This window comes from Actinocatenispora comari (assembly GCF_017312725.1).
Taxonomy (GTDB): domain Bacteria; phylum Actinomycetota; class Actinomycetes; order Mycobacteriales; family Micromonosporaceae; genus Actinocatenispora; species Actinocatenispora comari.
This window is the reverse complement of record NZ_BOPO01000111.1, coordinates 38,084-62,472: the sequence shown is the minus strand read 5'-3', so window position 1 is coordinate 62,472 and position 24,389 is coordinate 38,084. Positions and strand designations below refer to the sequence as shown.

24 protein-coding genes are annotated in these 24,389 nt (G+C 74.1%); 10 read left to right on the top strand and 14 right to left on the bottom strand.

Going from position 1 to position 24,389, the window contains the following annotated elements:
* Positions 1-11: 11 nt before the first annotated feature.
* From NUM_RS26600 to NUM_RS26575, 6 genes are all read right to left on the bottom strand, one after another.
* Positions 12-683 carry a formylglycine-generating enzyme family protein gene (locus tag NUM_RS26600; protein WP_207127674.1) on the bottom strand — a complete coding sequence of 224 codons (672 nt, stop codon included), beginning with the start codon at positions 681-683 and terminating at the stop codon, positions 12-14.
* 125 nt (positions 684-808) lie between these two features.
* Complete coding sequence (locus NUM_RS26595) at positions 809-2,635, bottom strand: dipeptide ABC transporter ATP-binding protein (RefSeq protein ID WP_207127673.1); 1,827 nt, start codon at positions 2,633-2,635, stop codon at positions 809-811.
* Positions 2,632-3,624, bottom strand: coding sequence for an ABC transporter permease (locus NUM_RS26590; RefSeq protein ID WP_207127672.1), 993 nt, complete (start codon positions 3,622-3,624; stop codon positions 2,632-2,634). Before NUM_RS26590 ends, NUM_RS26595 begins: the two co-directional genes overlap by 4 nt.
* 51 nt (positions 3,625-3,675) lie before the next feature.
* Positions 3,676-4,638 (bottom strand): ABC transporter permease, encoded by a 963-nt coding sequence (locus NUM_RS26585; RefSeq protein WP_225918870.1) that lies wholly within the window; start codon positions 4,636-4,638, stop codon positions 3,676-3,678.
* 10 nt (positions 4,639-4,648) lie between these two features.
* Positions 4,649-6,349 carry an ABC transporter substrate-binding protein gene (locus tag NUM_RS26580; RefSeq protein WP_207127671.1) on the bottom strand — a complete coding sequence of 567 codons (1,701 nt, stop codon included), beginning with the start codon at positions 6,347-6,349 and terminating at the stop codon, positions 4,649-4,651.
* 354 nt (positions 6,350-6,703) lie between these two features.
* Positions 6,704-7,243, bottom strand: a complete 540-nt coding sequence (locus tag NUM_RS26575; RefSeq protein WP_207127670.1) for a TetR/AcrR family transcriptional regulator — start codon at positions 7,241-7,243, stop codon at positions 6,704-6,706.
* Positions 7,244-7,287: 44 nt separating this feature from the next.
* Here NUM_RS26575 and NUM_RS26570 point away from each other — a divergent pair, with 44 nt between their 5' ends.
* On the top strand, positions 7,288-8,004 hold the full coding sequence (locus NUM_RS26570) for an SDR family oxidoreductase (protein ID WP_207127669.1): 717 nt from the start codon (positions 7,288-7,290) through the stop codon (positions 8,002-8,004).
* 120 nt (positions 8,005-8,124) lie between these two features.
* Here the strand turns inward: NUM_RS26570 and NUM_RS26565 are convergent, their stop codons facing one another.
* The 3 genes from NUM_RS26565 to fabG are packed head-to-tail and all read right to left on the bottom strand — an operon-like array spanning position 8,125 to position 10,501.
* Complete coding sequence (locus NUM_RS26565) at positions 8,125-8,583, bottom strand: MaoC family dehydratase (RefSeq protein ID WP_207127668.1); 459 nt, start codon at positions 8,581-8,583, stop codon at positions 8,125-8,127.
* A complete protein-coding gene (locus tag NUM_RS26560) occupies positions 8,580-9,743 on the bottom strand; it encodes an acyl-CoA dehydrogenase family protein (protein WP_207127667.1) in 1,164 nt (387 codons plus the stop codon). Before NUM_RS26560 ends, NUM_RS26565 begins: the two co-directional genes overlap by 4 nt.
* Positions 9,743-10,501, bottom strand: coding sequence for a 3-oxoacyl-ACP reductase FabG (gene fabG, locus NUM_RS26555; protein ID WP_207127666.1), 759 nt, complete (start codon positions 10,499-10,501; stop codon positions 9,743-9,745). The genes NUM_RS26560 and fabG overlap by 1 nt, the downstream gene beginning before the upstream one ends.
* A gap of 142 nt (positions 10,502-10,643) precedes the next feature.
* Here fabG and NUM_RS26550 point away from each other — a divergent pair, with 142 nt between their 5' ends.
* From NUM_RS26550 to NUM_RS26525, 6 genes are all read left to right on the top strand, one after another.
* A complete protein-coding gene (locus NUM_RS26550) occupies positions 10,644-11,423 on the top strand; it encodes an SDR family oxidoreductase (RefSeq protein ID WP_207127665.1) in 780 nt (259 codons plus the stop codon).
* A gap of 192 nt (positions 11,424-11,615) precedes the next feature.
* Positions 11,616-12,107 carry a GNAT family N-acetyltransferase gene (locus NUM_RS26545; protein WP_207127664.1) on the top strand — a complete coding sequence of 164 codons (492 nt, stop codon included), beginning with the start codon at positions 11,616-11,618 and terminating at the stop codon, positions 12,105-12,107.
* Between the two features lie 47 nt (positions 12,108-12,154).
* Positions 12,155-13,009 (top strand): NmrA family NAD(P)-binding protein, encoded by an 855-nt coding sequence (locus tag NUM_RS26540; protein WP_207127663.1) that lies wholly within the window; start codon positions 12,155-12,157, stop codon positions 13,007-13,009.
* A complete protein-coding gene (locus NUM_RS26535; RefSeq protein WP_207127662.1) occupies positions 13,006-13,776 on the top strand; it encodes a TetR/AcrR family transcriptional regulator in 771 nt (256 codons plus the stop codon). Before NUM_RS26540 ends, NUM_RS26535 begins: the two co-directional genes overlap by 4 nt.
* Positions 13,777-13,950: 174 nt before the next feature.
* Positions 13,951-15,366 (top strand): aminopeptidase P family protein, encoded by a 1,416-nt coding sequence (locus NUM_RS26530; RefSeq protein WP_207127661.1) that lies wholly within the window; start codon positions 13,951-13,953, stop codon positions 15,364-15,366.
* A gap of 213 nt (positions 15,367-15,579) precedes the next feature.
* Positions 15,580-16,215 carry a hypothetical protein gene (locus tag NUM_RS26525; RefSeq protein WP_207127660.1) on the top strand — a complete coding sequence of 212 codons (636 nt, stop codon included), beginning with the start codon at positions 15,580-15,582 and terminating at the stop codon, positions 16,213-16,215.
* On the opposite strand, the gene NUM_RS26520 is transcribed toward NUM_RS26525, so the two are convergent.
* Entirely contained in the window at positions 16,123-17,736 is a 1,614-nt protein-coding gene (locus NUM_RS26520) for an FAD-dependent monooxygenase (RefSeq protein ID WP_207127659.1), read from the bottom strand. The genes NUM_RS26525 and NUM_RS26520 overlap by 93 nt on opposite strands.
* A gap of 219 nt (positions 17,737-17,955) precedes the next feature.
* On the bottom strand, positions 17,956-18,591 hold the full coding sequence (locus NUM_RS26515; RefSeq protein ID WP_207127658.1) for an acyl-CoA-like ligand-binding transcription factor: 636 nt from the start codon (positions 18,589-18,591) through the stop codon (positions 17,956-17,958).
* A 206-nt stretch (positions 18,592-18,797) separates the two neighbouring features.
* Here NUM_RS26515 and NUM_RS26510 point away from each other — a divergent pair, with 206 nt between their 5' ends.
* Entirely contained in the window at positions 18,798-19,421 is a 624-nt protein-coding gene (locus tag NUM_RS26510; protein ID WP_207127657.1) for a hypothetical protein, read from the top strand.
* A 59-nt stretch (positions 19,422-19,480) separates the two neighbouring features.
* The gene (locus tag NUM_RS26505) at positions 19,481-20,311 is read left to right on the top strand and encodes a hypothetical protein (protein ID WP_207127656.1); all 831 of its coding nucleotides are present in this window, start codon (positions 19,481-19,483) and stop codon (positions 20,309-20,311) included.
* Between the two features lie 61 nt (positions 20,312-20,372).
* Here NUM_RS26505 and NUM_RS26500 read toward each other — a convergent pair whose 3' ends face one another.
* A complete protein-coding gene (locus NUM_RS26500) occupies positions 20,373-21,119 on the bottom strand; it encodes a dienelactone hydrolase family protein (RefSeq protein WP_207127655.1) in 747 nt (248 codons plus the stop codon).
* Positions 21,120-21,122: 3 nt separating this feature from the next.
* Complete coding sequence (gndA, locus tag NUM_RS26495) at positions 21,123-22,562, bottom strand: NADP-dependent phosphogluconate dehydrogenase (RefSeq protein WP_207127654.1); 1,440 nt, start codon at positions 22,560-22,562, stop codon at positions 21,123-21,125.
* A gap of 285 nt (positions 22,563-22,847) precedes the next feature.
* Here gndA and NUM_RS26490 point away from each other — a divergent pair, with 285 nt between their 5' ends.
* Positions 22,848-24,068: a CapA family protein gene (locus NUM_RS26490; RefSeq protein WP_207127653.1), complete on the top strand. Its 1,221-nt coding sequence runs from the start codon at positions 22,848-22,850 to the stop codon at positions 24,066-24,068.
* Positions 24,069-24,114: 46 nt separating this feature from the next.
* Here NUM_RS26490 and NUM_RS26485 read toward each other — a convergent pair whose 3' ends face one another.
* On the bottom strand, positions 24,115-24,372 hold the full coding sequence (locus NUM_RS26485; RefSeq protein WP_207127652.1) for a DUF6343 family protein: 258 nt from the start codon (positions 24,370-24,372) through the stop codon (positions 24,115-24,117).
* Between the last annotated feature and the right edge of the window lie 17 nt (positions 24,373-24,389).

Sequence of the window (24,389 nt, the reverse complement as noted above, 5' to 3'; positions counted from 1 at the left end):
GGAAGGGTCGGTCAGGACGGGATCGAGCGGGCCAGCCGGAACCCGACGTCATCGATACGGAAGGTGGGGTGGCTGCGCCGGCGTACCGAGGCTCGACAGCTCCAGTGCTCGTCCGCCCAGCCGCCCCCGCGCAGCACCCGGTAGCTGCCGTACACCTGCGGGTCGTAGTGGTCGAAGCACCATTCCCACACGTTGCCGAGCAGGTCCGAGAGCCCCCACGCGTTCGCCGCGCGGGTGCCGACCGGGTGGCTGTGCCCGCCGGAGTTGCCGCGGTACCAGGCGATCTCGTCCAGCTCGCCGTAGCGCGGGCCGGTGCTGCCGGCCCGGCAGGCGTACTCCCACTCCGCCTCCGTCGGCAGCCGGTACCCGTCGGCGGCAGTGTCGGCGGCCACCGCGTCGCCGTCGATCCGGTACACTGGCGCGAGCCCGGCACGCTGCGAGTACGCGTTGCAGAACCGCACCGCGTCCCACCAGGAGACGCCGTCGACCGGCCGGTCCGGATCGTCCACCGCACTCGGCGCGGCCCCGGTGACCGCCGCGTACCGCCGCTGGGTCACCGGTACCGGATCGAGCCGGTACCGGCGCAGCGGCACCTGCCAGGACCGCTGGGTACGGCGGTCGGACAGCGTCACCGTGCCCGGTCCGAGCGGCACCGGCTCCGGATCGACCGCCGGACCGGTCACGACCTGTGCCGGGCCGGGAGAGGCCGGCGCGGGGCCGTCGGCGGCCGGCGCGGGACCGTGGGCAGCCGGCGCGGGGCCGTGGGCAGCCGGCGCAGGACCGGGCGAGGCCGGCGCGGGGGCGGGCATCAGCCGGCGACCGCGACGCGCTCGGCCCGGCGTCGCGCGGCCAGGTCCGGGTCCAGCACCGGCACCGCGGCGAGCAGCGATCTGGTGTAGTCGTGCTGCGGGTCGGTGTAGACGGTGTCCGCGTCCGCCAGCTCGACCAGCTTCCCGCCGTGCATCACCGCGACCCGGTCGGACACCTGGCGTACCACCGCGAGGTCGTGCGCCACGAACACCACGGTCAGGTCGAGTTCGGTCCGCAGCTGTGCGAGCAGGTCGATGATCTGCGCCTGGGTGGAGACGTCCAGCGCCGACACCGGTTCGTCGCAGACCACCAGCCGGGGCGAGCGGACCAGCGCGCGGGCGATGCCGATGCGCTGGCGTTGCCCGCCGGAGAACTCGTGCGGGTAGGCGTCGTAGCGATCCGGATCCAGCCCGACCCGCCCCAGCCACTCCCGCACCGTCGCCCGGATCCGGGCGTCGTCGCGGACCCCCGCGGTACGCAACGGATCGGCGATGCTCTCCCCCACGCTGCGCCGCGGGTTGAGCGCCGAGATCGGGTCCTGGAACACCATCTGCAGGTCCCGCCGGTACGGCGCGAGTCGCCGTTCGGGCAGGGCACCGATCTCGGTACCGTCGAACTCGACCCGGCCGCCGGTGGGCCGCAGCAGCCGCACCATCATCCGGGCCAGCGTCGTCTTGCCCGAACCGGACTCGCCGACCACGCCGAGCACCTCGCCGCGTCGTACGTCCAGGCTCACCCCGTCGACCGCGGCCACGGTACGGTGCCGGCCGGGCAGCAGGCCGCGACCGACCGGGAAATCCTGCCGCACGTCCACCAGCCGCACCAGCGGCTCGCCCCGGTCCACACCGTCCACAGTGCCCTCTCCGCGGACACCGTCCACAGTGCCCCCTCCGCGGACACCGTCCACAGTGGCCTCGCTGCGGGCACCGGCCCCGCCGCGGGCGCCGTCGACCAGCGCGCGCCGGCGCGGCGCGTCCACTCGCGGTACCGCGGACAGCAGCGCGCGGGTGTAGTCGTGCTCGGGCGCGGACAGCACCCGGCGCACGCCGCCGCGCTCGACGATCCGGCCGCGCTGCATCACCAGTACCTCGTCGACGGTGCCGGCGATCACCCCGAGGTCGTGGGTGACCAGCAGCAGCGCCATCCCGGTCTCGGCGCGCAGGCCGTGCAGCAGGTCGAGGATCTGCGCCTGGACGGTCACGTCCAGCGCGGTCGTCGGCTCGTCGGCGATCAGTACCTTCGGCCGCAGCGCCAGCGCCATCGCGATCAGCGCCCGCTGCCGCTGGCCGCCGGAGAACTGGTGCGGCGGCTCGGACGCGCGCCGGGCGGCGTGCGGGATCCCGACGTGGTCGAGCACCTCCACCGCCCGCGTCCACGCCTCGCGCCGGGACGCGCCGGTGTGCAGCCGGTACACCTCGGCGATCTGGCTGCCGACGCTGAAGTACGGGTCCAGCGCCGACATCGGGTCCTGGAACACCATCGCCGCGGTCGCGCCGCGCAACCGCCGCAGCCGCTGCGGGTCGCTGTCGTCCACGACGGTACCGGCGACCTCGACCCGGCCGGTGAGCCGCGCGCCGGTGCCGTGGTGCAGGCCGAGCAGCGCCAGCGCGGTCGCGCTCTTGCCCGACCCGGACTCCCCCACGATGCCCAGCGAGGCGCCCGGTGCCAGCTCGAACGACACCCCGTCGACCGCCCGGGTACCGCCGGGGAACGTCACCGTCAACCCGTCCACGGCGACGATCGGCGCGGCGGCCGGGTCGCCGGAGCGCGGGGCCGGCAGCCGGGTGGTGGCCCCGGACGGCTCCGGCGAAAGCTGGTCGGTCATGCCAGCGCCACCCTTCGGTCGGCCACCGAGTACAGGATGTCGGCGACCATGTTGGCGACCACGATGACCGCGCCGGCCAGGATCGTCACGCCGACCACCACCGGCAGGTCGATGTTGCGGACCGAGGTGACCAGCAGCTGCCCGAGGCCGGGCAGGCCGAACAGGCTCTCGGTCAGCGTCGCCCCGGTCAGCGAGGTGGCCAGGTCGATGGTGCCGATCGTGATCAGCGGGGTCAGCGCGCCGCGCAGGGCGTGCCGGCGGATCACCCGCGACTCGCTCAGCCCGTACGCCCGGAAGGTGCGGATGTGGTCCTCCGCCAGCGTCTCCAGCATCGAGGTGCGGGTGAGCCGGGTGTAGACGGCGGCCGACACCACCGACAGCGACACCCACGGCAGGATCAGGTTCTGCGCCCACAGCGCCGGGTTGCCGGTCAGCGGCTGGTAGCCGGGGAAGGGCAGGGCGCGCAGGTACACGCAGAACACGAGCAGCAGCAGCAACCCGACCAGGAACACCGGTACCGAGTTGCCGGCGAGCGTCGCGGTCGTGACCACGCGGTCCAGGGCCCGGCCACGGCGCAGCGCGGAGACCACGCCGAGCCCGACTCCGACCAGTACCCAGATGACGAAGCCGCCGACGACCAGCGACGCCGACACCGGCAGCCGGTCGAGCAGCAGCGAGGTCACCGGCTCGCCGGTCTGGTACGAGTAGCCCAGGCACGGCGCCGCGCAGTGGATCGCCTCGGGCCCGCCGGAGAACGTCCGGCCGGCGAAGATGCCGACGAGGAAGTGCCAGTACTGCAGGTAGATCGGCTGGTCGAGGCCGAGCTCGGTCTCGATCCGGTGCAGCTGGTCGGCCTGGCAGGTCTTCGGGCCGCAGACCAGCTGCGCCGGGTTGCCGGGCAGCGCGTAGAAGATGACGTACACGGCGGCGGACAGCACCAGCAGCACCACCAGCGCACCGAGCACGCGCCGGATCAGGTATGCGGCCATGTCACGCCGTCCTCTCGGGGCTGGCGGAGGCGCTCCGGTATGCGGCCACGGTCACTCCGCCCTCTTCGACAGCGACGTGCTGCGCGGGTCCAGCGCGTTGCGCAGCCCGTCGCCGAACAGCGTGAACGACAGCACGGTGGCGAACAGCAGCACGCCGGGGATCGCCACGTACATCGGGTCGCCGCCGAACCAGGTGGTCGCCGACGACAGCATCTGCCCCCAGGACGGGGTCGGCGGGTTGATGCCGACCCCGAGGAAGGACAGCCCGGCCTCGGCGACGATGTTGCCCGGCACCATCAGCGCCGCGTACGTGATGACCGGCGCGGCGAGGCCGGGCAGGATCTCCCGGCGGGCCAGCCGGGCACCACGGCCGCCGGCGAGCCGGGCCGCGGCCACGTAGTCGCGGGTCCGGAGCGTCAGCGCCTGCCCGCGGGCGATGCGCGCCGTGCCGGCCCACCCGAACAGCGCCAGCACCAGCACCAGCAGTACCGGCCGGGGGAACGACTGCGGCACGATCCCCAGCAGCGCGATCGAGAAGATCAGCGCCGGGAACGCCAGTACCAGGTCGGTCACCCGGGACAGCACCGCGTCGGCGATGCGCCCGCCCAGTCCGGCGGCGAGCCCGATCGTCAGCCCGATCAGCAGTTGCAGGATCGTCGCCGACAGGGCGACCGCGAGCGAGACCCGGGCGCCGTACACGACCCGGGCGAACAGGTCGCGGCCGGTCTTGGGCTCCACCCCGAGCCAGTGGTGCGCGGAGATGCCGCCCAGGTCACCGGCCGGTACCCCGCCGCGGGCCGAGTCGAGCAGCCCGTCGTGGTAGCTGGTGTAGTCCTGGCCCTCCAGCGCGGTCAGCAGCGGCGCCGCGAGCGCCACCAGGACCAGCAGCAGGACCACGACCAGGCCGGCCAGCGCGGCCGGCTCGCGGCGCAGCGCGCGCCACACCGACCGGGCGCCGGCGCCCCCCTCGGGCGCCGGCGCTGCGACCTGGTCGGCCAGTGCGTCGGTACTCACTGGACCGTACTCACTTGACCGAGAGCTGCGAGAGGTCGTAGACGCCGGTCCAGTCGGAGACGAAGGCGTTCTTGACGTTCTTGCCGTACAGCGCCAGGTCCTTGCCATGGTAGAGCGGCACGTACCAGGCCTGCTTGCCCATCGAGGCGTCGAGTTCCCCCCACGCCTTCGCGGCCTGCTCCGGGTCGGTGATCGCGTTGATCTTGTCGATCTGCTTGTTCACCGCCGGGTCGTCGACCATCGCAGTGTTGAAGTTGCCGCCGGAGCCGATGATCTGCCGGCCGTCGAACAGCGGGATCAGGAACGGCCCGCCGCTCGGCCAGTCGGCACCCCAGCCGGCGACCGCCAGCTGCGGCTGCGTCTTCGGGTTGTTCAGCGTGTCGTAGTACGAGTTGGAGTCGACGGTCTGCAGCTTGACCGTGATGCCGGCGGACTTCAACGCGTCCTGGACCGCGGTGGCCACCTCGGGGCCGCTCGGGTCGTCGGCGGTGTTGTTGTGCGCCAGCGTGACCGTCAGGCCGTGCGGGTAGCCGGCCTGCGCCAGCAGCTGCTTGGCCTTCGCCGGGTTGCCGCTCTTGCCGGCCGGGAAGTAGTCGTACGGCTGGTAGCCCATCGACTTCTGCGCCGGCAGGAACGTGGTGGCCGGGTACCCGAGCGAGCTGCCGCCGATCGCGTTGATCACCGAGTTGCGGTTCACCGCGTAGCTGAATGCCTCCCGCACCTTCAGCTTGTCGAACGGCGCCTTCGTCGTGTCGTACGTCAGGTAGTACGTGTACGGGAAGTTGCCCTTCGCGACGCGCTTGGCCAGGTCCGGGTTGCTCTGCAGCTGGGAGAGCTGCGCCGGGCCGAGATCGGTGTCGGTGGTGACCGCGTTCGCGTCGTTGCCGGAACTCGCCGCGAGCCGCTGGTTGATCACGTCCGGGTTCAGCCCGGAGGTGATGTCGATGGTGTCCGGGCAGGCCAGCCGCTCCGGATCGATGCTGCGCGACCAGTGCTTGTTGCGGGTCAGCACCAGCTTCTTGTTCTTCTGGTACGTGGAGATCCGGTACGGGCCGCTGGAGACCGGGTGCTTCTCGTAGTTGACCCCGTCGTCCTTGGCCTTCGGCACCGGCGCGAACTGGGTCGCGGTCGCCAGGTACGGGAAGTCGCCGTGCGGGCTGTTGAGGTGGAACACGATCGTCTTCGGGTCGGGCGTCTCGATCGCGCTCAGCCCCTTGGGATCCTTGTACGGGCCGGCGTAGTTCTTCGCGCCGACCAGCCAGTCACGCAGGTAGGCGGCGCCGCCCGGCAGGTCCGGCGAGAACGAGCGCTCGATGCCGTACTTGATGTCGCCGCTTTCGATCGCGCTGCCGTCGGCGTACTTCAGCCCGGACCGCAGGTGGTAGGTCCAGGTCTTCGCGCCGTCGCTCGGCGTACCGGTGTCGGTGGCGAGGTCGGGCACCACCTTGGCGCCGTCCGCCCCGGCCGCCCGGTTGCGGGTGGTCAGCGTGCGGAACAGCAGCGAGGGGATGTTGCCGCCGCCGGAGGTGTAGATCCGGGCCGGGTCCAGGTGGGTGATGTCCTGCTGGTTCAGCACCTCCAGCGTGCCGCCCCGGCAGGTCTTCGGATCGAACGCGGTGGTGGACGACCCACCACCGGTGTTGCCGCAGGCGGCGAGCGTGCCGGCGAGCAGCGCGCCGGCGGCGATCGACAGGACGGGTGTGCGGTTCACGAGGGCTCCTTGAGACGCCGGAGGGGTACCGGCAGCCGAAAACGCACCGCGGCCGGTCGGCGGTATGACCGCAAATGAACACTAGCCAGCGGAAATGCGCAAGAAAAGGGGCAGGACGCAACGGCGTCGTCCGACACGGACGGTCACCGGCTGGGTGGGGTCGGCGGGCTCGAACGCCCGACCGGGGATCGGTCAGCGACAGTGCACGTCGGCGACGGCGTGCCCGTGATTGGCGAGCAGCGCCAGCTCGTAGCCGAGATGCAGGTGACCGTCCACGCAGCGAACCTAACGACGTCTTTCGCCGTCGGTCAACCTAACGCAGTGTGCATCACACCCCGCCCTAGCACCGGCGCGTCAGCATCGCAGCGCGTGCAGCGTCTCGTACAGCCGGTCGGCGCACTCGGCGTCGAGACGCTCCGGGCGGGTCAGCACCAGGTACCAGAGGGTGCCGAAGACCAGATCGGCGGCGTACTCCGGGTCGAGCGCCGGCAGCTCGGCGCCGACCAGCGCGATCAGTGCCGCGCGCCGGCGGTCCAGGAACTCGGCCTGGAACCGCGCCGCGAACGCCGGGTCGAGCTGGGCGTACGCCATCAGCCCGGACAGCGCCGGCACGTACCGGGGTGCGACGGTGAACGTCTCGCGCAGGAAGCCGGCCAGCTCGGTCGCCGCGATCTCCAGCTCCGCCTGGGCGTTCATCGCCTCCAGCGCGACGTCGGCCTTGGTCGGCCACCAGCGGTACACGGTCTGCCGGCCGACACCGGCGCGCCGGGCGATGCCCTCGACGGTCAGCGCACCGTACCCGTCCGCCAGCAGCAGGTCCCGGGTCGCCCGCAGGATGGCCTGCCGGGCCCGCTCGTCCCGCGGCCGGCCCCGCTTCGCGCTCGCCTCGTCCATCCGGTCAGTTTACGAGACGGCTTGCCTCGGATATATTTCGAGACATGACGTCTCAGAATGAAGTGCTCGAAGGCAGTGCCGTCCTCGTCGTCGGCGGCAGCTCCGGCATCGGGCTGGCCACCGCACGCGCCGCGCGCGCGGCCGGTGCCGAGGTCACCGTGACCGGTCGCGACGAGGCCCGGCTGCGCGCCGCCGGGGACCGGATCGCCTGGCGCGTCGCCGAGCTGGGCGACCACGACGCGATCACCGCCGCCGTACCGGAGCGGCTGGACCACCTGGTGCTCGCGGCCGGCGACGCCGCCGGCATCGGCCCGGTCGCCGGGCTCGACCTCGCCTCGGTCCGGCGCGGGCTGGACACCAAGGTGATCGGCTTCCTCGGCGCGATCCAGGCGGCGCTGCCGGCGCTGCGGCCCGGCGGCTCGATCACCCTGGTCGGCGCGGCCAGCGCCCGCAACGCGGCGCCCGGCGCGGTCGGCCTGGCGATGATCAACGGCGCGGTGGAGGCCGCGGTGGCCAGCCTCGCCGCCGAACTGGCCCCGGTGCGGGTCAACGCGGTCTCCCCCGGGGTCGTGGACACCGCCTGGTGGTCCGGGTTCCCGGCCGAGGCGCGCGAGGCGGTGTTCACCCAGTACGGCAAGGCCGCGACGATCGGCCGGGTCGGTACCGCCGACGAGGTCGCGCAGGCGATCCTGGCGCTGCTGACCAACCCGTACCTGACCGGCGCGGTACTGCCGGTCGACGGCGGCCCCGCCGCCGCCTGACGCCACCGGCGGCGGGCCCGGGGCCGGTCGCCGCGAGCGGCGGGGCGGTCGGCTCCCGGGCGAGCGCCGGGGCGGGCAGTCGGCTCCCGGGCGAGCGCCGGGGCGGGCGGACGGCTCGCCCTAGAAGAGGTAGCGGGTGACGAGGTCGGCGACGCAGCACGGCTTGGCCGCGCCGTCGGCCTGCACCGTGGCCCGCACCGTGGTCTGCACGCCGGCCTCGACGGGGCCGACCGCGACGGCGGACAGCAGGGTGGCGCTCGCCCGTACCCGGGAGCCGGCCGGCAGCGGCGCCGGGAAGCGGACCCGGTCCAGGCCGTAGTTGAGTGCGTGCGCGGCCCGCACCTCGACCACCTCGCGCAGCAGCATCGGCAGCAACGACAGGGTCAGGAAGCCGTGCGCCACGGTGGTACCGAAGGGCCCGGCCGCGGCCCGTTCGGCGTCGACGTGGATCCACTGCCGGTCGCCGGTGGCGTCGGCGAACGCGTCGATGCGGCCCTGGTTGACCGGCCGCCACCCGCTGGTACCGAGGTCGGTCCCGGCCGCGGCGAGCAGCTCGGCGGCGCTGTCGAACGTCCTCATCCCAGCCCCACCTTCGTGTAACCGCGCAGCAGGTCGCGGGCGAGGATCAGCCGCTGCATCTCGTCGGTGCCCTCGAAGATGCGAAACAGCCGCACCTCCCGGTACCAGCGCTCGATCGGCAGCTCGCGGGTGTAGCCCATGCCGCCGTGCACCTGCAACACCCGGTCGATCACCCGGTTGACCATGGTGGCGCCGGACAGCTTCGCCATCGAGGCCGCGTGCCGGGCGTCGGCGCCGCTGTCGACCAGCCAGGCCGCCCGCAGCACCAGCAGCCGGGCGGCTTCCAGCTCCAGCTCGCTGTCCGCGATCATCCACTGGATCGCCTGGTTGGCGGCGATCGGTGCGCCGAACGTCTCCCGGGTGTTCGCGTACTCGACGGCCATCGACAGCGCCCGCTCGGCGATCCCGACCGCCCGCGCCGGGATCAGGTACCGGCCGCGGCCGATCCAGCGCATCGCGAGCTGCCAGCCCTGCCCCACCTCGCCGAGGACGTGCGAGGACGGCACCCGGACCTGGTCGAAGAACAGCGACGCCGGTTCGGCCGGCCCCATCGTGACGATCGGCGACGACCTCCAGCCCATCGACCGGTCCACCAGGAACGCGGTCGAGCCGCCGCGGGCGCCGGCCGCCGGGTCGGTGAGCGCGATGACGATGGCGAAGTCGGCGTCGTTGCCGCCCGTGATGAACGTCTTCTCGCCGGACAGCAGCCAGTCGTCGCCGTCGCGCCGGGCGGCGAGCCGGATGTTCGCCGCGTCCGAGCCGGCGCCCGGTTCGGTGATCGCGAAGCAGGAGATCCGGTCGCCCTCGATGGTGGGCAGCAGGTATTCGGCGCGCTGCGCGTCGTTCGCCTCGTACAGGATGTTGTCGGCCTCGCCGCCGAAGGTGAACGGCACGTACGTGCGGCCCAGCTCGGTGTGGATCAGCGCCTGGGTGACCGCGTCCAGGTCCATCCCGCCGTACTCCTCCGGGGTGGACAGGCCCCAGAAGCCGAAGCCGCGCGCCTTGGCCTGCAAGGCGGTCAGCTCGTCGCGCGTCAGCCCGGGCTCGCCCCGGCGGTCGCGGGCCAGTACCGCGGGCTCGCGTGGGGTCAACTCCTTGCGGACGAAGTCGCGCACCGTGTCCCGGATCGCGCGTTGCTCGTCGGTCAGGCCGAACTCCATCAGCGCAGCCCCCCGTTCACGTACAGGGTCTGGCCGCTGACGTAGCCGGCCTCCTCGGAGGCCAGGAACGCGATCGCGGCGGCGATGTCGTCCGGCCGGCCGACCCGGCGCACCGGGATCTGCTCGGCGGCGAGCCGCTGGTGCTCGGCCGGGTCCATGCCGAGCCGCTGCGCGGTCGCCGCGGTCATCGCGGTCGCCACGTAGCCGGGCGCCACCGCGTTCGCGGTGATCCCGTACCGGCCGAGCTCGATCGCGAGCGTCGCGGTCAACCCCTGGATGCCGGCCTTCGCCGCGGCGTAGTTGGCCTGGCCCCGGTTGCCCAGCGCCGAGGTGGACGACAGCGACACGATCCGCCCGTACCCGGCCGGCACCATCTGCCGCTGCACCGCCCGGCTGACCAGGTACGCGCCCTTGAGGTTGACGTCGAGCACCGTGTCCCAGTCGTCCTCGGCGAGCTTGTGCACCAGGTTGTCGCGGGTCACGCCGGCATCGTTGACCAGCACGTCGATCCGCCCGTACGCCCCGGCGACGGCATCGATCGCCGCGGTCACCGAGTCCGCGTCGGCGACGTCCACGGCGTACCCGTCGGCGGCGCCACCGACGGCACGGATCGTCGCGACGGTGTCGGCGGTGCGGTCGAGATCGAGGTCCAGTACCGCCACGGTCGCGCCCTCGGCGGCCAACCGGCGTGCGGTGGCCGCGCCGATGCCCTGCGCCGCGCCGGTGACCACGGCGACCCGCCCGGTGAACCTGTCCACAGTGGACCTCTTTTCGTGTCGGCTGAACGGCACGCTACTGGTCGGTAAGGTAAGCCCATCGGCGAACCACGTCAACGCCGCGCATCGGACACCGGCCCGGAACCTGCACACCGGCCGGCCCGGTGCCGCGAAAGGGGTACGAATGGACACCGGACTGGCCGGGCGCGCCGCCCTGGTGACCGGCGCGTCGCGCGGGATCGGCGCGGCGATCGCGGCGGCACTGGCCGCCGAGGGCTGCCACGTGGTGCTGTCCTCCCGCCGGCAGCAGGCGCTGGACGAAGTCGCCGCGCGGTTGCGCGCCGCGTACCCCGGGGTCGAGATCCGCACGCACGCCGCGCACGTCGGCGACCCGGACGCCGCGGCGGCCTGCGTGGCCGCCGCGGTCGAGGCGTTCGGCGGCGTCGACGTGCTGGTCAACAACGCCGGGACGAACCCGTACTACGGGCCGATGGTCGAGCTGGACGTGGCCCGCGCGGAGAAGACGGTGCAGGTCAACCAGCTGTCGGTGGTGTTGTGGACGCAGGCGGTGTGGCGCGCGTCGATGCGCGAGCGCGGCGGCGCCATCGTCAACCTGGCCTCGGTGGGCGGTCTGCTGACCGAACCCGGCATCGGCTACTACAACGCGACGAAGGCCGCCGTCATCCACCTGACCAGGCAGTTCGCCGCGGAACTCGCGCCGGGGGTGCGGGTCAACGCGATCGCGCCCGGCATCGTCCGGACCCGGCTCGCCCGGGCCCTGTGGGAGGGCCGCGAACCGGCGCTGAACGCGGCCCTCCCGCTCGGCCGGATCGGCGAACCGGACGACATCGCCGCCACCGCGGTCTTCCTCGCCGGGGCGGCGTCGAGCTGGCTGACCGGCCAGACGCTGGTGGTCGACGGCGGCGCCGCGATCCGCCCCGCGCTGCTCCCGGACGACCGGTAGGCCGACCGCACCATCCCGCGCCGCGCTCCCCCTCGGCCCGAACGAACGAGAAGCCGGCCGCGTTCCGTGCGGGCCCGGACGAACGGAAGCCGGGCCGCGCTCCGTGCGGGTCCGGACGGAACGGCACCAGGCGCCGCGCGGGCACCGGTGAAACCGGGCGCGGCGCCGGCCGGCGGACCGTACGGTCGGCGGATGCGGACTCCGATCACGATCAGACCGGCGACGACCGACGACGCGGCGGCGATCGCCGCGGTGCACCAGCGTTCCCGGGCCGGGACCATGCCGTACCTGCCGCCGCAGCGGCGCGGCCACGACGAGGTGACCCGGTGGGTACGGGAGGTGGTGCTGCCGGGCAGCCGGGTGCTGGTGGCCGAGGCGGACGGCACCGTGGTCGGCTACGCGGCGCTGGACGGCACCCTGCTCGACGCGCTGTACCTGCTTCCGGAGCAACGCCGGCGCGGCATCGGCTCGCTGTTGCTCGCGGCGGTGCGCGAGTACAGCCCGGAGCGACTGACGCTGCACGTGTTCGAGGCCAACGTCGAGGCGCGCGCGTTCTACGCCAACCACGGGTTCGTCGAGATCGGCCGCGACGACGACAACATGGAGCGGCTGCCGGCCCTGACGCTGGGCTGGACGTCGCGGCCGGCCGGTGGGGACGATCACGTTGCCGTCGCCGGCCAGTGAGCTACTCTAACTTTTGTTAGAGGCTATAACTGAGGAGGCGGGGGATCATGCGACGGATCCTGGTGACCGGGGCGACCGGCGCGACCGGCGGCGCGGTGCTGCAGGCCCTGGCGGGCAGGAACGTGACGGCGCGGGCGATGGTGCGCCAGCCGGCCGAGCCGGCGGTGACCGGCGCGGACGAGACCGCGGTCGCCGACTTCGACGATCCCGCCGCGCTGGCCGCGGCGCTCGCCGACGTCGACGCGGCGTACCTGGTCACGCCGTCCTCGGAGCAGGCGGCCCGGCGGCAGCTCCGGTTCCTCGACGCGGCCCGGGCGGCGGGCGTCGACCAGGTCGTGATCCTCTCCCAGCTCGCCGCCGCCGAGGACTCGCCGGTCCGGTTCCTGCGCTGGCACGCCGAGGTCGAGCGGTACGCGGCGGAGCACGGCCCGGCGCACACCGTCCTGCGGCCCAACCTGTTCCTGCAGGGCACCCTCGCGTTCGCCGACCTGATCCGGGCGACCGGCGGGTTCGGCGCACCGATCGGCGACGCCGCGGTCAGCGCCGTCGACGTGCGCGACATCGGCGACGCGGCGGCCGCCGTGCTGACCTCCGACGGGCACCTGGGCCGCAGCTACGACCTCACCGGGCCGGCGGCGATCACGCACACCAGGCTCGCCGAGGCGATCTCGGCCGCGACCGGCCGGCCGGTGCACTTCGCCGACGTGTCGCCCGACCAGTTCGCCGCCCAGCTGCGCGGCGTGCTGCCGGACTGGCAGGTCGACGGCCTGCTGGAGGACTACGCGCACTACCGGCGGGGCGAGGCGGCCGCCGTCTCCACCGCGGTGCCGGACCTGACCGGGCACCCGGCGCGCGGCGTGGACGAGTTCGCCCGCGCCTACGCCGACGCCTTCCGCGCATGAGCCGGCCGACCGACCGCGCCCGGCCGGCACCGTCCGCACCAGCCACGCCACCCGCGGCCGACACCGCCACGCCGGACGGGGGTGGCGCGTCGACGGGCGTACGGACGCCGCCGGGCCGGCGGGAGCGGCAGCGCGCGGCGACCCGGGCGGAGATCGTGGCGCGGGCCCGCGGCCAGCTCGCCGAGCAGGGCGTACCGGGGCTGTCGTTGAACGGCATCGCCCGCGCCATGGGCATGTCCGGCCCGGCGATCTACCGGTACTTCGACTCCCGGGCCGCGCTGGTGACCGCGCTCGCGACGGTGGGCTTCGAGGAACTGGCCGCGGCGGTCACCGGGGCGGCCGAGGCGGCGAGGCGGCGCCGTCCGGCGGGGCGGCTGCGGGCGGTGGCCGGCGCGTACCGGGACTGGGCGCTCGGCGACCCGGCGCTCTACCGGGTGATGCTGGCCGACCCGTACGGGGACGGGCACCTCGCCGCCCCCGCCGTGGTGAGCGCGTCGCAGCGCGCCATGCGGGTACTGCTGGAGCTGGTCGCGGCGCTGGAGCGGCCACTGCCGCCGACCCCGCCCCGGCTGCGCGGCGAGGTCGCCGACTGGGCCCGTGACCGGGACACCGCGGTCGAGCCGACCGTCGCCGCCGCCGCGATCCGGCTCTGGGTGCGGCTGCACGGGATCGTCGGGATGGAGCTGGAGGGGGTGCTCGCCGCGGTGGGCATCGACGCCGGCACCCTGCTCGACGCCGAACTGGACCAGTTCCTCGGCGACGGCTGAGCCGCGCAGTCGTTCCGTGAAGCGAACGGCCCGGCCCGGTGACGTCCGCCACCGGGCTCCCGGCGCTGCCGGACAAATGCCCAGCAGTACACGGTACCCGGGGCGGGCGCATTGACCTCGGCGGATCCGGTGCCTAGCGTTGGGTCGTTCGGCATACGGAACGCTGGAGGTGTGATGGCCCGCGAGCAGTTCGCCACCGGCAGCCACGACTGGCCGCCGACCGAGGCACTGGACGCGTTCATGAGTACCGGCTGGGCGGACACCGAGCGCCGCGAGCTGGCGCAGCTGCCGGTCGCCGGGTTCGCCGCCAAGCGCCGCGACCGGCTGCGGGCGGCGTTCCCCGGCGAGCGGATCGTGGTACCGGCCGGCCGGCTGCAGACCCGCTCGGCCGACCAGGACTACCGCTTCCGGCCGCACTCGAACTACGTGTGGCTGTCCGGCGACCAGCACGCCGACTCGGTGCTGGTGGTCGAGCCGGACGGCGACACGCTGTTCGCGCCGCCGCGCTCGCGCCGGGACAACGGCGAGTTCTATCGCAGCCGGGCCGGCGAGCTGTGGGTCGGCCGCCGGCCGTCGCTCGCCGAGTCGGCCGCCGAACTGGGCGTCGCCACCCGCGACGTGGCCGAGCTGGAGGCCGCGCTGCGCGCCGACCTGCCCACCCGGGTACTGCGCGGGGTCGACGCCGGGGTGGACGCGCTGGTGCCGGCGCGCGACGACGGGTACGCCGAGGAGGAGCTCGCCGCGGTGCTGGCCGAACTGCGCCTGGTCAAGGACGCGTACGAGATCGAGCAGCTGCAGCTGGCCTGCGACAGCACCGCCCGCGGCTTCGCCGACGTGGTCCGCGCGCTGGACGCCGCGAAGGCCACCTCCGAGCGGTACCTGGAGGGCACGTTCTGGCGGCGCGCCCGTACCGAGGGCAACGACGTCGGGTACCACTCGATCGTCGCCGCCGGCCCGCACGCCACCACGCTGCACTGGATCGACAACGACGGACCGGTCCGCGACGGCGACCTGCTGCTGCTCGACGCCGGGGTGGAGACCCGCTCGCTCTACACCGCGGACATCACCCGGGTGCTGCCGATCTCCGGCCACTTCAGCCCGATCCAGCGCGACCTGTACGAGCTGAACCGGGCCGCGAACGACGCCGCGCTGGCGGAGTTGAAGCCGGGCGCGTCGTACCGCAACTTCCATCGCGCCGCGATGCGGGTCACCGCGTACGGCCTGGCCGACCTCGGCCTGCTGCCCTGCTCGGCGGAGGAGGCGCTGGACCCGGCCTCGACGATCTACCGGCGCTGGACGCTGTGCGGGTCCGGCCACATGCTCGGCCTCGACGTGCACGACTGCGCGGCGTCCCGGGCCACCGAGTACCTGGACGGCACGCTCGCGCCCGGCCACGTGCTCACCGTCGAACCCGGGCTGTACTTCCAGCCGGACGACGAGCTGGTGCCGGCCTCCTTCCGCGGTCTCGGCTACCGGATCGAGGAGAACGTGCTGATCACCGCGGACGGCTACCAGCTGCTGTCGCACGCGCTGCCCCGCACCGCCGCCGACGTCGAGTCCTGGATGTCCACAGTAGACACGACACCCTGACGGCGGCCGCCGCGCGCCGGGAGATCGGCCGAGGGACCCGGCCGGGTCGTGCCCGTGACCGACGGCCGGCGCCCTCGGCCGCCGCGCGCATCCGTCGACCAGCGGGCCGCGGAGCGGGCACGGGCACGGCCGCCCGGTTTGCGTACCGAAATGATCGACGTGTCACGGGCCTCCGGAGTGCCCGTCGGCGTCGGGTTGTGATACGACAGGCGCATGGTCGATCAGCTGCGCCCGGTGTGCGCGCCCCAGGTCTCCGAACCGATGCGCCGGCGGCTGCTCGACGGTGCCGACTCCTCGATGGCGTTGCTCGCCGCGGTGCTGACCGCCCTGTTCGGCGCCGGCGCGGTGGCCGTGCTCGCCTCCAGCGGTCGGCCGGAGGGCGCCCCGCACACGTTCGACGAGCTGGTCGGCGGCGGCGGCCTGCTGGTCGCGGGTGCCGCCGGCCTGACCGTCGTGCACGGGGTGTTCTGTGCGCTGCGCCGGCGCTGGGCGCAGCGCACCGGGGTGTTCCTCAGCCGGCACCTGCTGGCCGACCTCGCGGTGCGCGATCCGCAGGCGGCGGCGCTGCTCGCGCTCGCACAGCGCGACATCGACCGGATCCGGGCCGCCTCGGCCCGCGACGACGAACCCGCGCTGCGCCGGGCCGAGTGGGCGGTGAGCCGGGCCGCGCTGGACTGCGGCGGTGACGCCGCCCACCGCACCGCGCTGTCCGACCAGGTCGACCAGCTGTCCCGGTGGGCGGACCGGCAGGAGGAGTCACGCGACCGGCTCGACCAGCCGCCGCGCAGCGAACCAGCGCCCGGCCGCGGCACGCAGTGCGGCCCGCTCCGCCGGGTCCGGGTCCGCTGAGTCGCTCGCCCACGCCAGGTAGCAGTCCGGCCGCAGCAGCATCGCCGCCGGCGCCCCGTCGACCGGCTCGGCGGTGACCACCTCGATCCGACCGGCGTCCGCCCCGAGCCCGCTGCCGAGCCCGGCGGTGACGTCACCGCCCGGGCCCGCTACAACGCCACCAGCGAGGTCGGCGGCGAGGTCGTGCCGGGTGGTCAGGTCGAGCAGCAGCGGCCGTCCGGTGGCGGTCAGCTCGGCCAGCCGCACCGGGCCGGATGCGGTGTGCAGCAGCAGATCCGGCGCCCACCGGCCGACCAGCGGATGCTCCTGGGGCCCGGCCGGGTACCGCACGTCGGCGCCGGCGAGCAGCTCCGCCAGCCGCCGCCGGGCCGGGCGGTCGGCGAGCAGCTCGGTCAGTACCGACCGCAGCGCGGTGGTCTGCGGCCCGGACGCGATCAGCGCCGACTGCGCCTGGGTGTGCGTCACCACCCGCTCCCCCACCGGCCGCCGTTCCGCCTGGTAGCTGGCCAGCAGGTCGTCGCGGCCACGCAGCGCCGCGGCGAGCTTCCAGCCCAGGTTGACCGCGTCCTGCAGGCCGAGGTTGAGCCCCGGGCCGCCCACCGCGGCGTGCACGTGCGCGGCGTCGCCGACCAGCAGCACCCGGCCGGACCGGTACGCCGCGGCGATGCGGGTGCTGCCGCCGACCAGCCGGCGCAGCAGGTGCGGGCCCGGGCCGGGCGGCGCGGTGAAGCCCACGTCGACGCCGAGCACCCGCCGTACGCTCGCGTGCAGCTCCGCGAGGTCGAACTCGCCGGCGGTGTCGAGGTCGTTCCACTCCATCGTGGTCAGCGCGGTCGCCCGGCCCGGGAACGGCGCGTACACGAACAGGCCGTGCTCGGTGCGGTGGTACAGGAACGGCGGGATCGTGCCGTGGCCGGGTACCCGCAGCCCACCGGTGGCCGGATCGCGCAGGTCGTCGGGGATGTGTACGTGCGCCACCCGGGAGACGGTGTCGTCCCGGGACACCCCGGGGAAGCCGATGCCGGCGAGCTTGCGGGTGACGCTGTGGCCGCCGTCCGCGCCGACCAGGTACGCCGTCGCCAGCTCGTACTCGCCGTCCGGGCCGGCGACCCGCACGGTCACCGCGTCGTCGGTCTGGTTCAGGCCGGTCAGCCGGTGCCCGAACCGGATCTGGACCCCGAGCTCGCGGACCCGAGACTCCAGCGCGTCCTCCAGCTCCCGCTGCGGTACCGGCAGCAGGTACAGCGGGTGGTCGGGCATGTCGGCGAGATCCAGCGGCAGCCCGCCGAACATGTACCGCGGGGTCTGCGCCGGCGGACCCGGCGTGCCGGCGACCCGCTCGTACAGGCCGCGCCGGTCCAGCATCCGGACCACCTGGCCGACCAGGCCGTTGGCCCGGTTGTGCGGCAACCGTTCCGGTAGCGCCTCCAGTACCAGCGGCCGGATGCCGGCCAGGCTCAGTTCGATCGCGAGCAGCAGGCCGGTGGGGCCGGCGCCGGCGATGACGACGTCTTCGGACATGAGTGCCTCCGGGCAGGGTCGAGCGCGCGACCGCGGCGGGTCGCGAGCGGCAGGGATGTGGTGCGGCACGGGCGATGCGGCCCCGTCGCCGCTTCGGTCTCGGGTCAGCGGAGCCGGCGGCCCGCTCGGGTCGGTGGCGTGCTCGGGTCGGTGGCGTGCTCGGGTTGATGGCGCGCTCGGGTTGGTGGCGCGCTCGGGTTCGTGGCTTGGTCGGGTCGGTCAGGGGGTGGGGAGGCCGCCGGCGACCTGCGCCAGCGCATCGACGATCAGGTCGGCGATCGGCACCGACTGGTCGCGCATCCACTGCTGTCGGGCAGTACCGAGGGCGACCCCGACGGCGCCGGCGACCAGCCGCGGGAACATGTCGCGGTCGACGTCGGTACCGGTGCGGGCGGCGACGGCCACGGCGAGCTGCTCTTCGGCGGCGGCGTACGCGGCGGCCAGATCACGCTGCACGGCTGGCTCGGCGATCATCAGTCGCACCCCCTCCACCCAGCGCCGCCGAGCGGTCTCGTCGACCTCCTCGACACTGCCGCCGTCGGTCTCCCCGGTCAGCGCGTACCGGTCGAGCACCGCGGCGGTGATCGCCGGCCACAGCGGCTCGTCGGCGGGGCGCTCGCGCAGCGCCGCGGCGAACTGCCGGAAGCGTTGCAGTTCCCGGTCGGCGATCGCCTCGCCCTTGCTGGCGAAGTAGTTGTTGAAGGTGCGCGGGGACACGCCGACCTCGGCGGCGATGTCCTCCACCCGGACGTTGGCGAGACCGCGCTCGACGGCGAGCCGGATGGTGGCCCAGCTCAGCGCGATGCGCGTCTGCTCCTTCTTGCGGGCCCGCAGGCCGCTCGGGTCGGCTGCCATGTACCCACCATACAGGAGTTTGCGTGTCGCGCAACTTTTCCTGAGTCGCAAAATTCTGCCACCCGGGTCGCGACGGCCGCCGGTCCGCCGGACGCGGGACCCTGTGGTACGACAGGGCACATGAGACAGCGGGACCAGGCGCCGCCCCGGCTCGACCCGGAGCGGCGGTCGTGACCGGGCGGCCACGACCGGTGTGCGCACCCCAGGTGCCCGACCAGGTGCGGCGCCGGCTGCTCGCCGGCGCTACCGAGCCGGCCACCGTGTTGCTGACCACGGTCGTCGCGGTGCTGTTCGGGGTCGGCGGGCTCGCCATCCTGCTGTCCGGTGCCCGGCCGAGCGGCGCGTCGCCGCTGTTCGGCGCGGTGGCCGGCGACGGCGGGCTGCTCGTCGCCCTGGTCGCCGCGCTGGTCGCGGTGCGCGGCGCGGTCAGCCTTCGGCGCGAACGGGCGGCCGAGTCCGCCGGCGTGCTGTTCGGCCGTCGCCGGCTCGCCGCGCTGGCCGCCGCCGACCCGCCGGCCGCGGCGCTGCTGCTCGCCGCGCAGCGGGCGATCGACGCGCTCCGCGGCGGTTCGGACCCGCTCGACGAGCAGTCGCTGCGCCGGATCGAGTGGGCGGTGGCACACACCGCCGCCGACTGCCGCGCCGACCCGGACCGGCACGCCGCCCTCGCCGACGAGGTACGCCGGCTGGAGCGGCTGGTGCCCGCCGGGCCCGCACCGTCCGGCCCGCGGGCGTCGCTCGCGGCGCTGTCCGACGAGCTGGACCGGGCCGGGCTCGCCGCGACCGAACTGCGGCGATTGACCCGTGGCGAGCGGGACCGGACCGACTGACGTTGTTCGTGTCCTCTAGGGTGTAGCGACTTCGACGTCGTCGCAGCAAGGAGCCTGCCATGGCATCCGCACAGAGCCTGCTCGTGATCGAGCGCATCCTGCGAGACCGGGCCGGGGTCTGGGAACAGATCCGGGACGACCGCGACCTCGGCCCGCTGACCGGACAGCTGCTGGCTTCCGCGGCCATCTCCCTGGCCCTGTACGGCGCGGTGCTCGGCGCCTCCAACGGGGCGCTGCAGGCCGTCGCCTCCGCGGTGAAGCTGCCGATCCTGCTGCTCGTCACGCTGGTGATTTGCCTGCCGACGCTGTACCTGTTCAACCTGGTGTTCGGGGCCCGGCTGTCGATCCGGCAGGCGGTGGCGCTGGTGTCGGTCGCGGTGACGGTGATGTCCACGCTGTGCCTGGCGTTCGCACCGATCAGCCTGTTCTTCCTGGTGACCGCGCCGCACTACTCGTTCTACAAGCTGCTCAACGTGGCCATCATGACGCTCACCGCGTTCGTGGGGCTGAAGTTCCTCGTCGGCGGCATGCGGTCGATGAACCAGCCGGCGATTCCACCATCCGTGCCCGCCGCGCAACCCGTTGCGGCACAACCGGTCCCGGCGATGGTCGGCGCCGGTCACGAGGGGCAGCCCGCGGCGCTGCCGGCGGCCGACGCCCCGGCACCGACCAACGGGGCCGCCCCGATGCGGCCGCTACCGCCGGCGCCGGAGCGGCAGGCGAGCATGGCGCTGCTGTACGTCTGGATCGTGGTGTTCGGGTTCGTCGGCACCCAGCTGGCGTGGACGCTGCGGCCGTTCGTGGGCAGCCCGGGCGAGCCGTTCGCGATCTTCCGGCACATCGAGGGCAACTTCTACGTCGACATCGTGCGCACGCTGTTCGGCCTCTGAGCGCGGCGCACCACCGGACGCGGTACGGCGGGGCCACCACGCGGTGACCCCGCCGGGCAGGTCAGCTCAGATGGCGACCGTAGAAGTCGAGGATCCTCGACCAGCCGTCCACCGCGGCCTCCGGCCGGTACCGGGGGCCGTCGACGGAGAAGAACGCGTGGCCGGCCCCGTCGTACGAGTGGAACTCGTGCGGTTTGCCGAGCCTGGTCAGCTCCTTCTCCAGGGTCGCCACGTGGTCCGGCGACGGGAACTGGTCCTCGTTGCCGAACAGGCCGAGCAGCGGGCAGCGCAGGTTCGGCGCCTGGTCGAGGATCTCGGTGGCGCGCAACGGGAACCCCTCCGGTGGGTTGCCGACCACGAACGCGCCGTAGCAGTCCACCGCGGCGTCCAGGTCGACGTTGGCCGCGGCCAGGAACGCCTGCCGGCCGCCGGAGCAGAAGCCGATGCAGCCGACCTTGCCGTTGCTGCTGGTCTGCTCCCGCAGGTACGCCGCGGCGCCGGCGACGTCGCCAACCAGCTGCTCGTCGGAGATGCCGCCGTCACGTTCCCGGACCAGCCTCGCGGCCTCCTCGGGGGACAGCCCGGCGCCCTGCCGCGAGTACAGGTTCGGGCAGACGGCGAGGTAGCCCTCGGTGGCGAAGCGGAGCACCGTCTCCTTGCTCTCCCGGTCGTACCCGGGCAGGTGGTGGATGACCACCACGGCACCGAACGGACCGGGGCCGAGCGGGCGCGCCTGGTACGCCTCGATCCGGTCGCCGTCGTGCCCGCCGATGGTGACCGTCTCCGCCTGGATTGCGTCGTAGCTCAACTGCTACACCTCGTGTTCTGCTGCGTCGCGGGTGGCCCACTCGGTGTGGAAGGTGCCCGGGCGGTCGACCCGCTGGTAGGTATGCGCCCCAAAGTAGTCCCGCTGGCCCTGCACCAGCGCGGCGGGCAGCCGCTGCGCCCGCAGCGCGTCGTAGTACGACAGGGCGGAGGAGAAGCCGGGCGCCGGGATGCCGAGCCGGGCTGCGGTGGCGACCACGGACCGCCACGAGTCCTGCGCGTCGCGTACCGCCTCGGCGAAGCCGCCGTCGGTGAGCAGCGTCGGCAGCGCCGGGTCGTTCGCGTACGCGGCGCGGATGTCGTCCAGGAAGGCGGCCCGGATGATGCAGCCGCCGCGCCAGATCGTCGCGACCGCCCCGAGATCGATCGGCCAGTCGTACTCCGCGGCGCCGGCCTGGATCTCGTTGAAGCCCTGCGCGTAGGCGACCACCTTGGAGGCGTACAGCGCCTGCTCGATGTCGGCCGCGAGCGTCTCGGCGGCGGCCCCGGTGATCGGCGCCCGGGCCGGCCCGGGCAGCCCGCGGGCCGCCTCGCGCAGCGCCGCGCCGCCGGACAGCGACCGGGCGAACACCGCCTCGGCGATGCCGGTGGTGGGCACCCCCAGCTCCAGCGCGGTCTGCACCGTCCACCGGCCGGTACCCTTCTGCTCCGCCTGGTCGACCACCACGTCGACGAACGGCCTGCCGGTCGCCGCGTCGACGTGCCCGAGCACCTGCGCGGTGATCTCGATCAGGTACGAGTCGAGCCGGCCGGTGTTCCAGTCCCGGAAGATGTCCGCGATCTGCGCCGGCTCGAGCCCCAGCGCGTGCCGCAGCAGGTCGTACGCCTCGGCGATCAGCTGCATGTCGGCGTACTCGATGCCGTTGTGCACCATCTTGACGAAGTGGCCGGCGCCGTCCGGGCCGATGTGCGTGCAGCACGGGGTGCCGTCCACGTCGGCGGCGATGTCGGTCAGGATCGGCCCGAGCGACGCGTACGCCTCCCGCGAGCCGCCGGGCATGATGCTCGGGCCGTGCAGCGCGCCCTCCTCGCCGCCGGACACCCCGGTACCGACGAAGTGCAGGCCGCGCTCGCGCAGCGCCTTCTCCCGGCGCCGGGTGTCGGCGAAGTGCGCGTTGCCGCCGTCGACGATCATGTCGCCGTCCTCCAGCAGCGGCGCGAACTCCTCGATCACCGCGTCGGTCGGCCCGCCCGCCTTGACCATCACGATCAGCTTGCGCGGCCGTTCCAGCGCCGCGACGAACTCCGCCGCCGAGCCGGTCGGGACGAACGTTCCCTCGTCGCCGAACTGCGCGACCAGGTCGTCGGTGCGTTGCTGGTGCCGGTTGTGCAGGGCCACCGTGTGTCCGTGCCGGGCCAGGTTGCGGGCCAGGTTGCGGCCCATCACGGCCAGTCCGGTCACTCCGATGTTGGCTTGATCGGTCATCTCGTCGCGCCTTTCGCCGGCGTACCGGGAGGTGCCGCGACCCCCGTCGACGCCGAGTCCCGGGCGGCCCGGACGGGAACCGGCGATCGGCTCCACTCGGACCGCCCACTGCCTGCGGTCGGTGTCGGGGCGCTCGACGTGCCCGCCCCGTTTGCCTCCAGACGTCGATGTCTGCGGCGACCCTACCCAGCGGGCCGCGCGGCGTGGCCGCGCTTCCCAGGATCCGGCTGCGGGGAAAATCACCGAATCGCCGCGGCGCGGCAAAGCTGTCGGTACGGTTGGCCGATGTCGCGACGCGCCGGAACTGTCGCCCTGCGGAGTGCGGTCCCGACCGGGGCCACCCGGGTGCGTCCGACCTGGCAGCGCAGCTGCACGATCGTCGCTGCTGCGGCGGCGGTACTCATCGCCGCCGCGGGTTGCGCGGCGGACGGGCCGCGGACGGTCTCCCCCGCCGCCTCCTCACCGGCCCGCTCCGCCGCGCAGCCCTCGCCCTCGGGCCCGCGCCGGGTCACCGTGCTGGGCGCCGGTGACGTGCTGGTCCACCCGCCGGTGTGGCAGCAGGCCCGCGCGGACGGGCACGGCCGAATGGACTTCCGTGACATCTTCGCCGGGGTACGCCCGGCCGTGTCCGGCGCCGATCTCGCCGTCTGTCACCTGGAGACGCCGCTCGCCGGGCCCGGCGACGCACCGCGCGGCTGGCCCCGGTTCGCCGCCCCGCCGCAGGTGCTCGATGCGGTGCGGGCCACCGGGTTCGACGACTGCTCCACCGCCTCGAACCACTCGTACGACCAGGGCAGCGCCGGGGTGCGGGACACCCTGGACGCGCTGGACGCCGCGCACCTGCACCACGCCGGTACCGCGCGCAGCGCCCGGGAGGCGGCCCGCACCGACCTGATCGACGTGCACGGGGTGCGCATCGCGGACCTGTCGTACACCTTCGGGCTCAACAGCGGGCTGTCGCTGCCGGCGGGCGAGTCCTGGCTGGTGAACGTCACCGACGTGCACCGGATCCTGACCGCCGCGCACGCCGCCCGCGCCGCCGGCGCCGACATCGTGCTGCTCTCGCTGCACTGGGGCACCGAGTACCAGCAGCAGCCGACCGACGAGCAGCGCGCGCAGGCACGCACCCTGCTCGGCTCGCCGGACGTCGACGCGATCCTCGGCTGCCACGCCCATGTGGTGCAACCGTTCCAGCGCATCGGCGGCAAGTGGGTGGTGTACGGGATGGGCAACGAGATCGCCCGGCATGAGGACCCGGTCGCCGCGAGCCGGGAGGGCGTGATGCCGCGGTTGACGTTCACCGAGTCGGCCGGCGGGCGCTGGCGGGTCAGCCACGTCGACGCGGTGCCGACCTGGGTGGACATCGCGCCGAAGATCCGGCTGGTCACCCTGTCCACGGCGCTGGCCGGGCAGCCGTCGGCCGCGCAGCGGTCGGTCTACCAGCGCGAGTACGACCGGATCGGCGCCGCGGTGAACGCGCTCGGCGCGCACGTCCCGCTCGCCTGACCCGGCGCCGCCGCGCCTTCCCACTACTCCCGGCGCGCCTTCCCCACTACTCGAAGAGCGAGTGGCGCTTGCCGTGCTCGGCCCGGCTGCGCTGACGGCGGCGGTGCTGCACCCAGCCGGCGTTGGCCAGCGCGACGGCCGCGACCGCGGCGAGCACCACGCCCGGCAGGACCCGGCCCAGCAGGAAGGCGGCGACCGCCGCACCGCCGGCGACCACGAACCCGAACAACGCCAACGCCAGGCGCAGGTTCAACGCACTGTGTGCCGGCGGCCCGAACGGCAGATCGCCCCGTGGCCGCCCCATACCCTGATGGTTCCCGG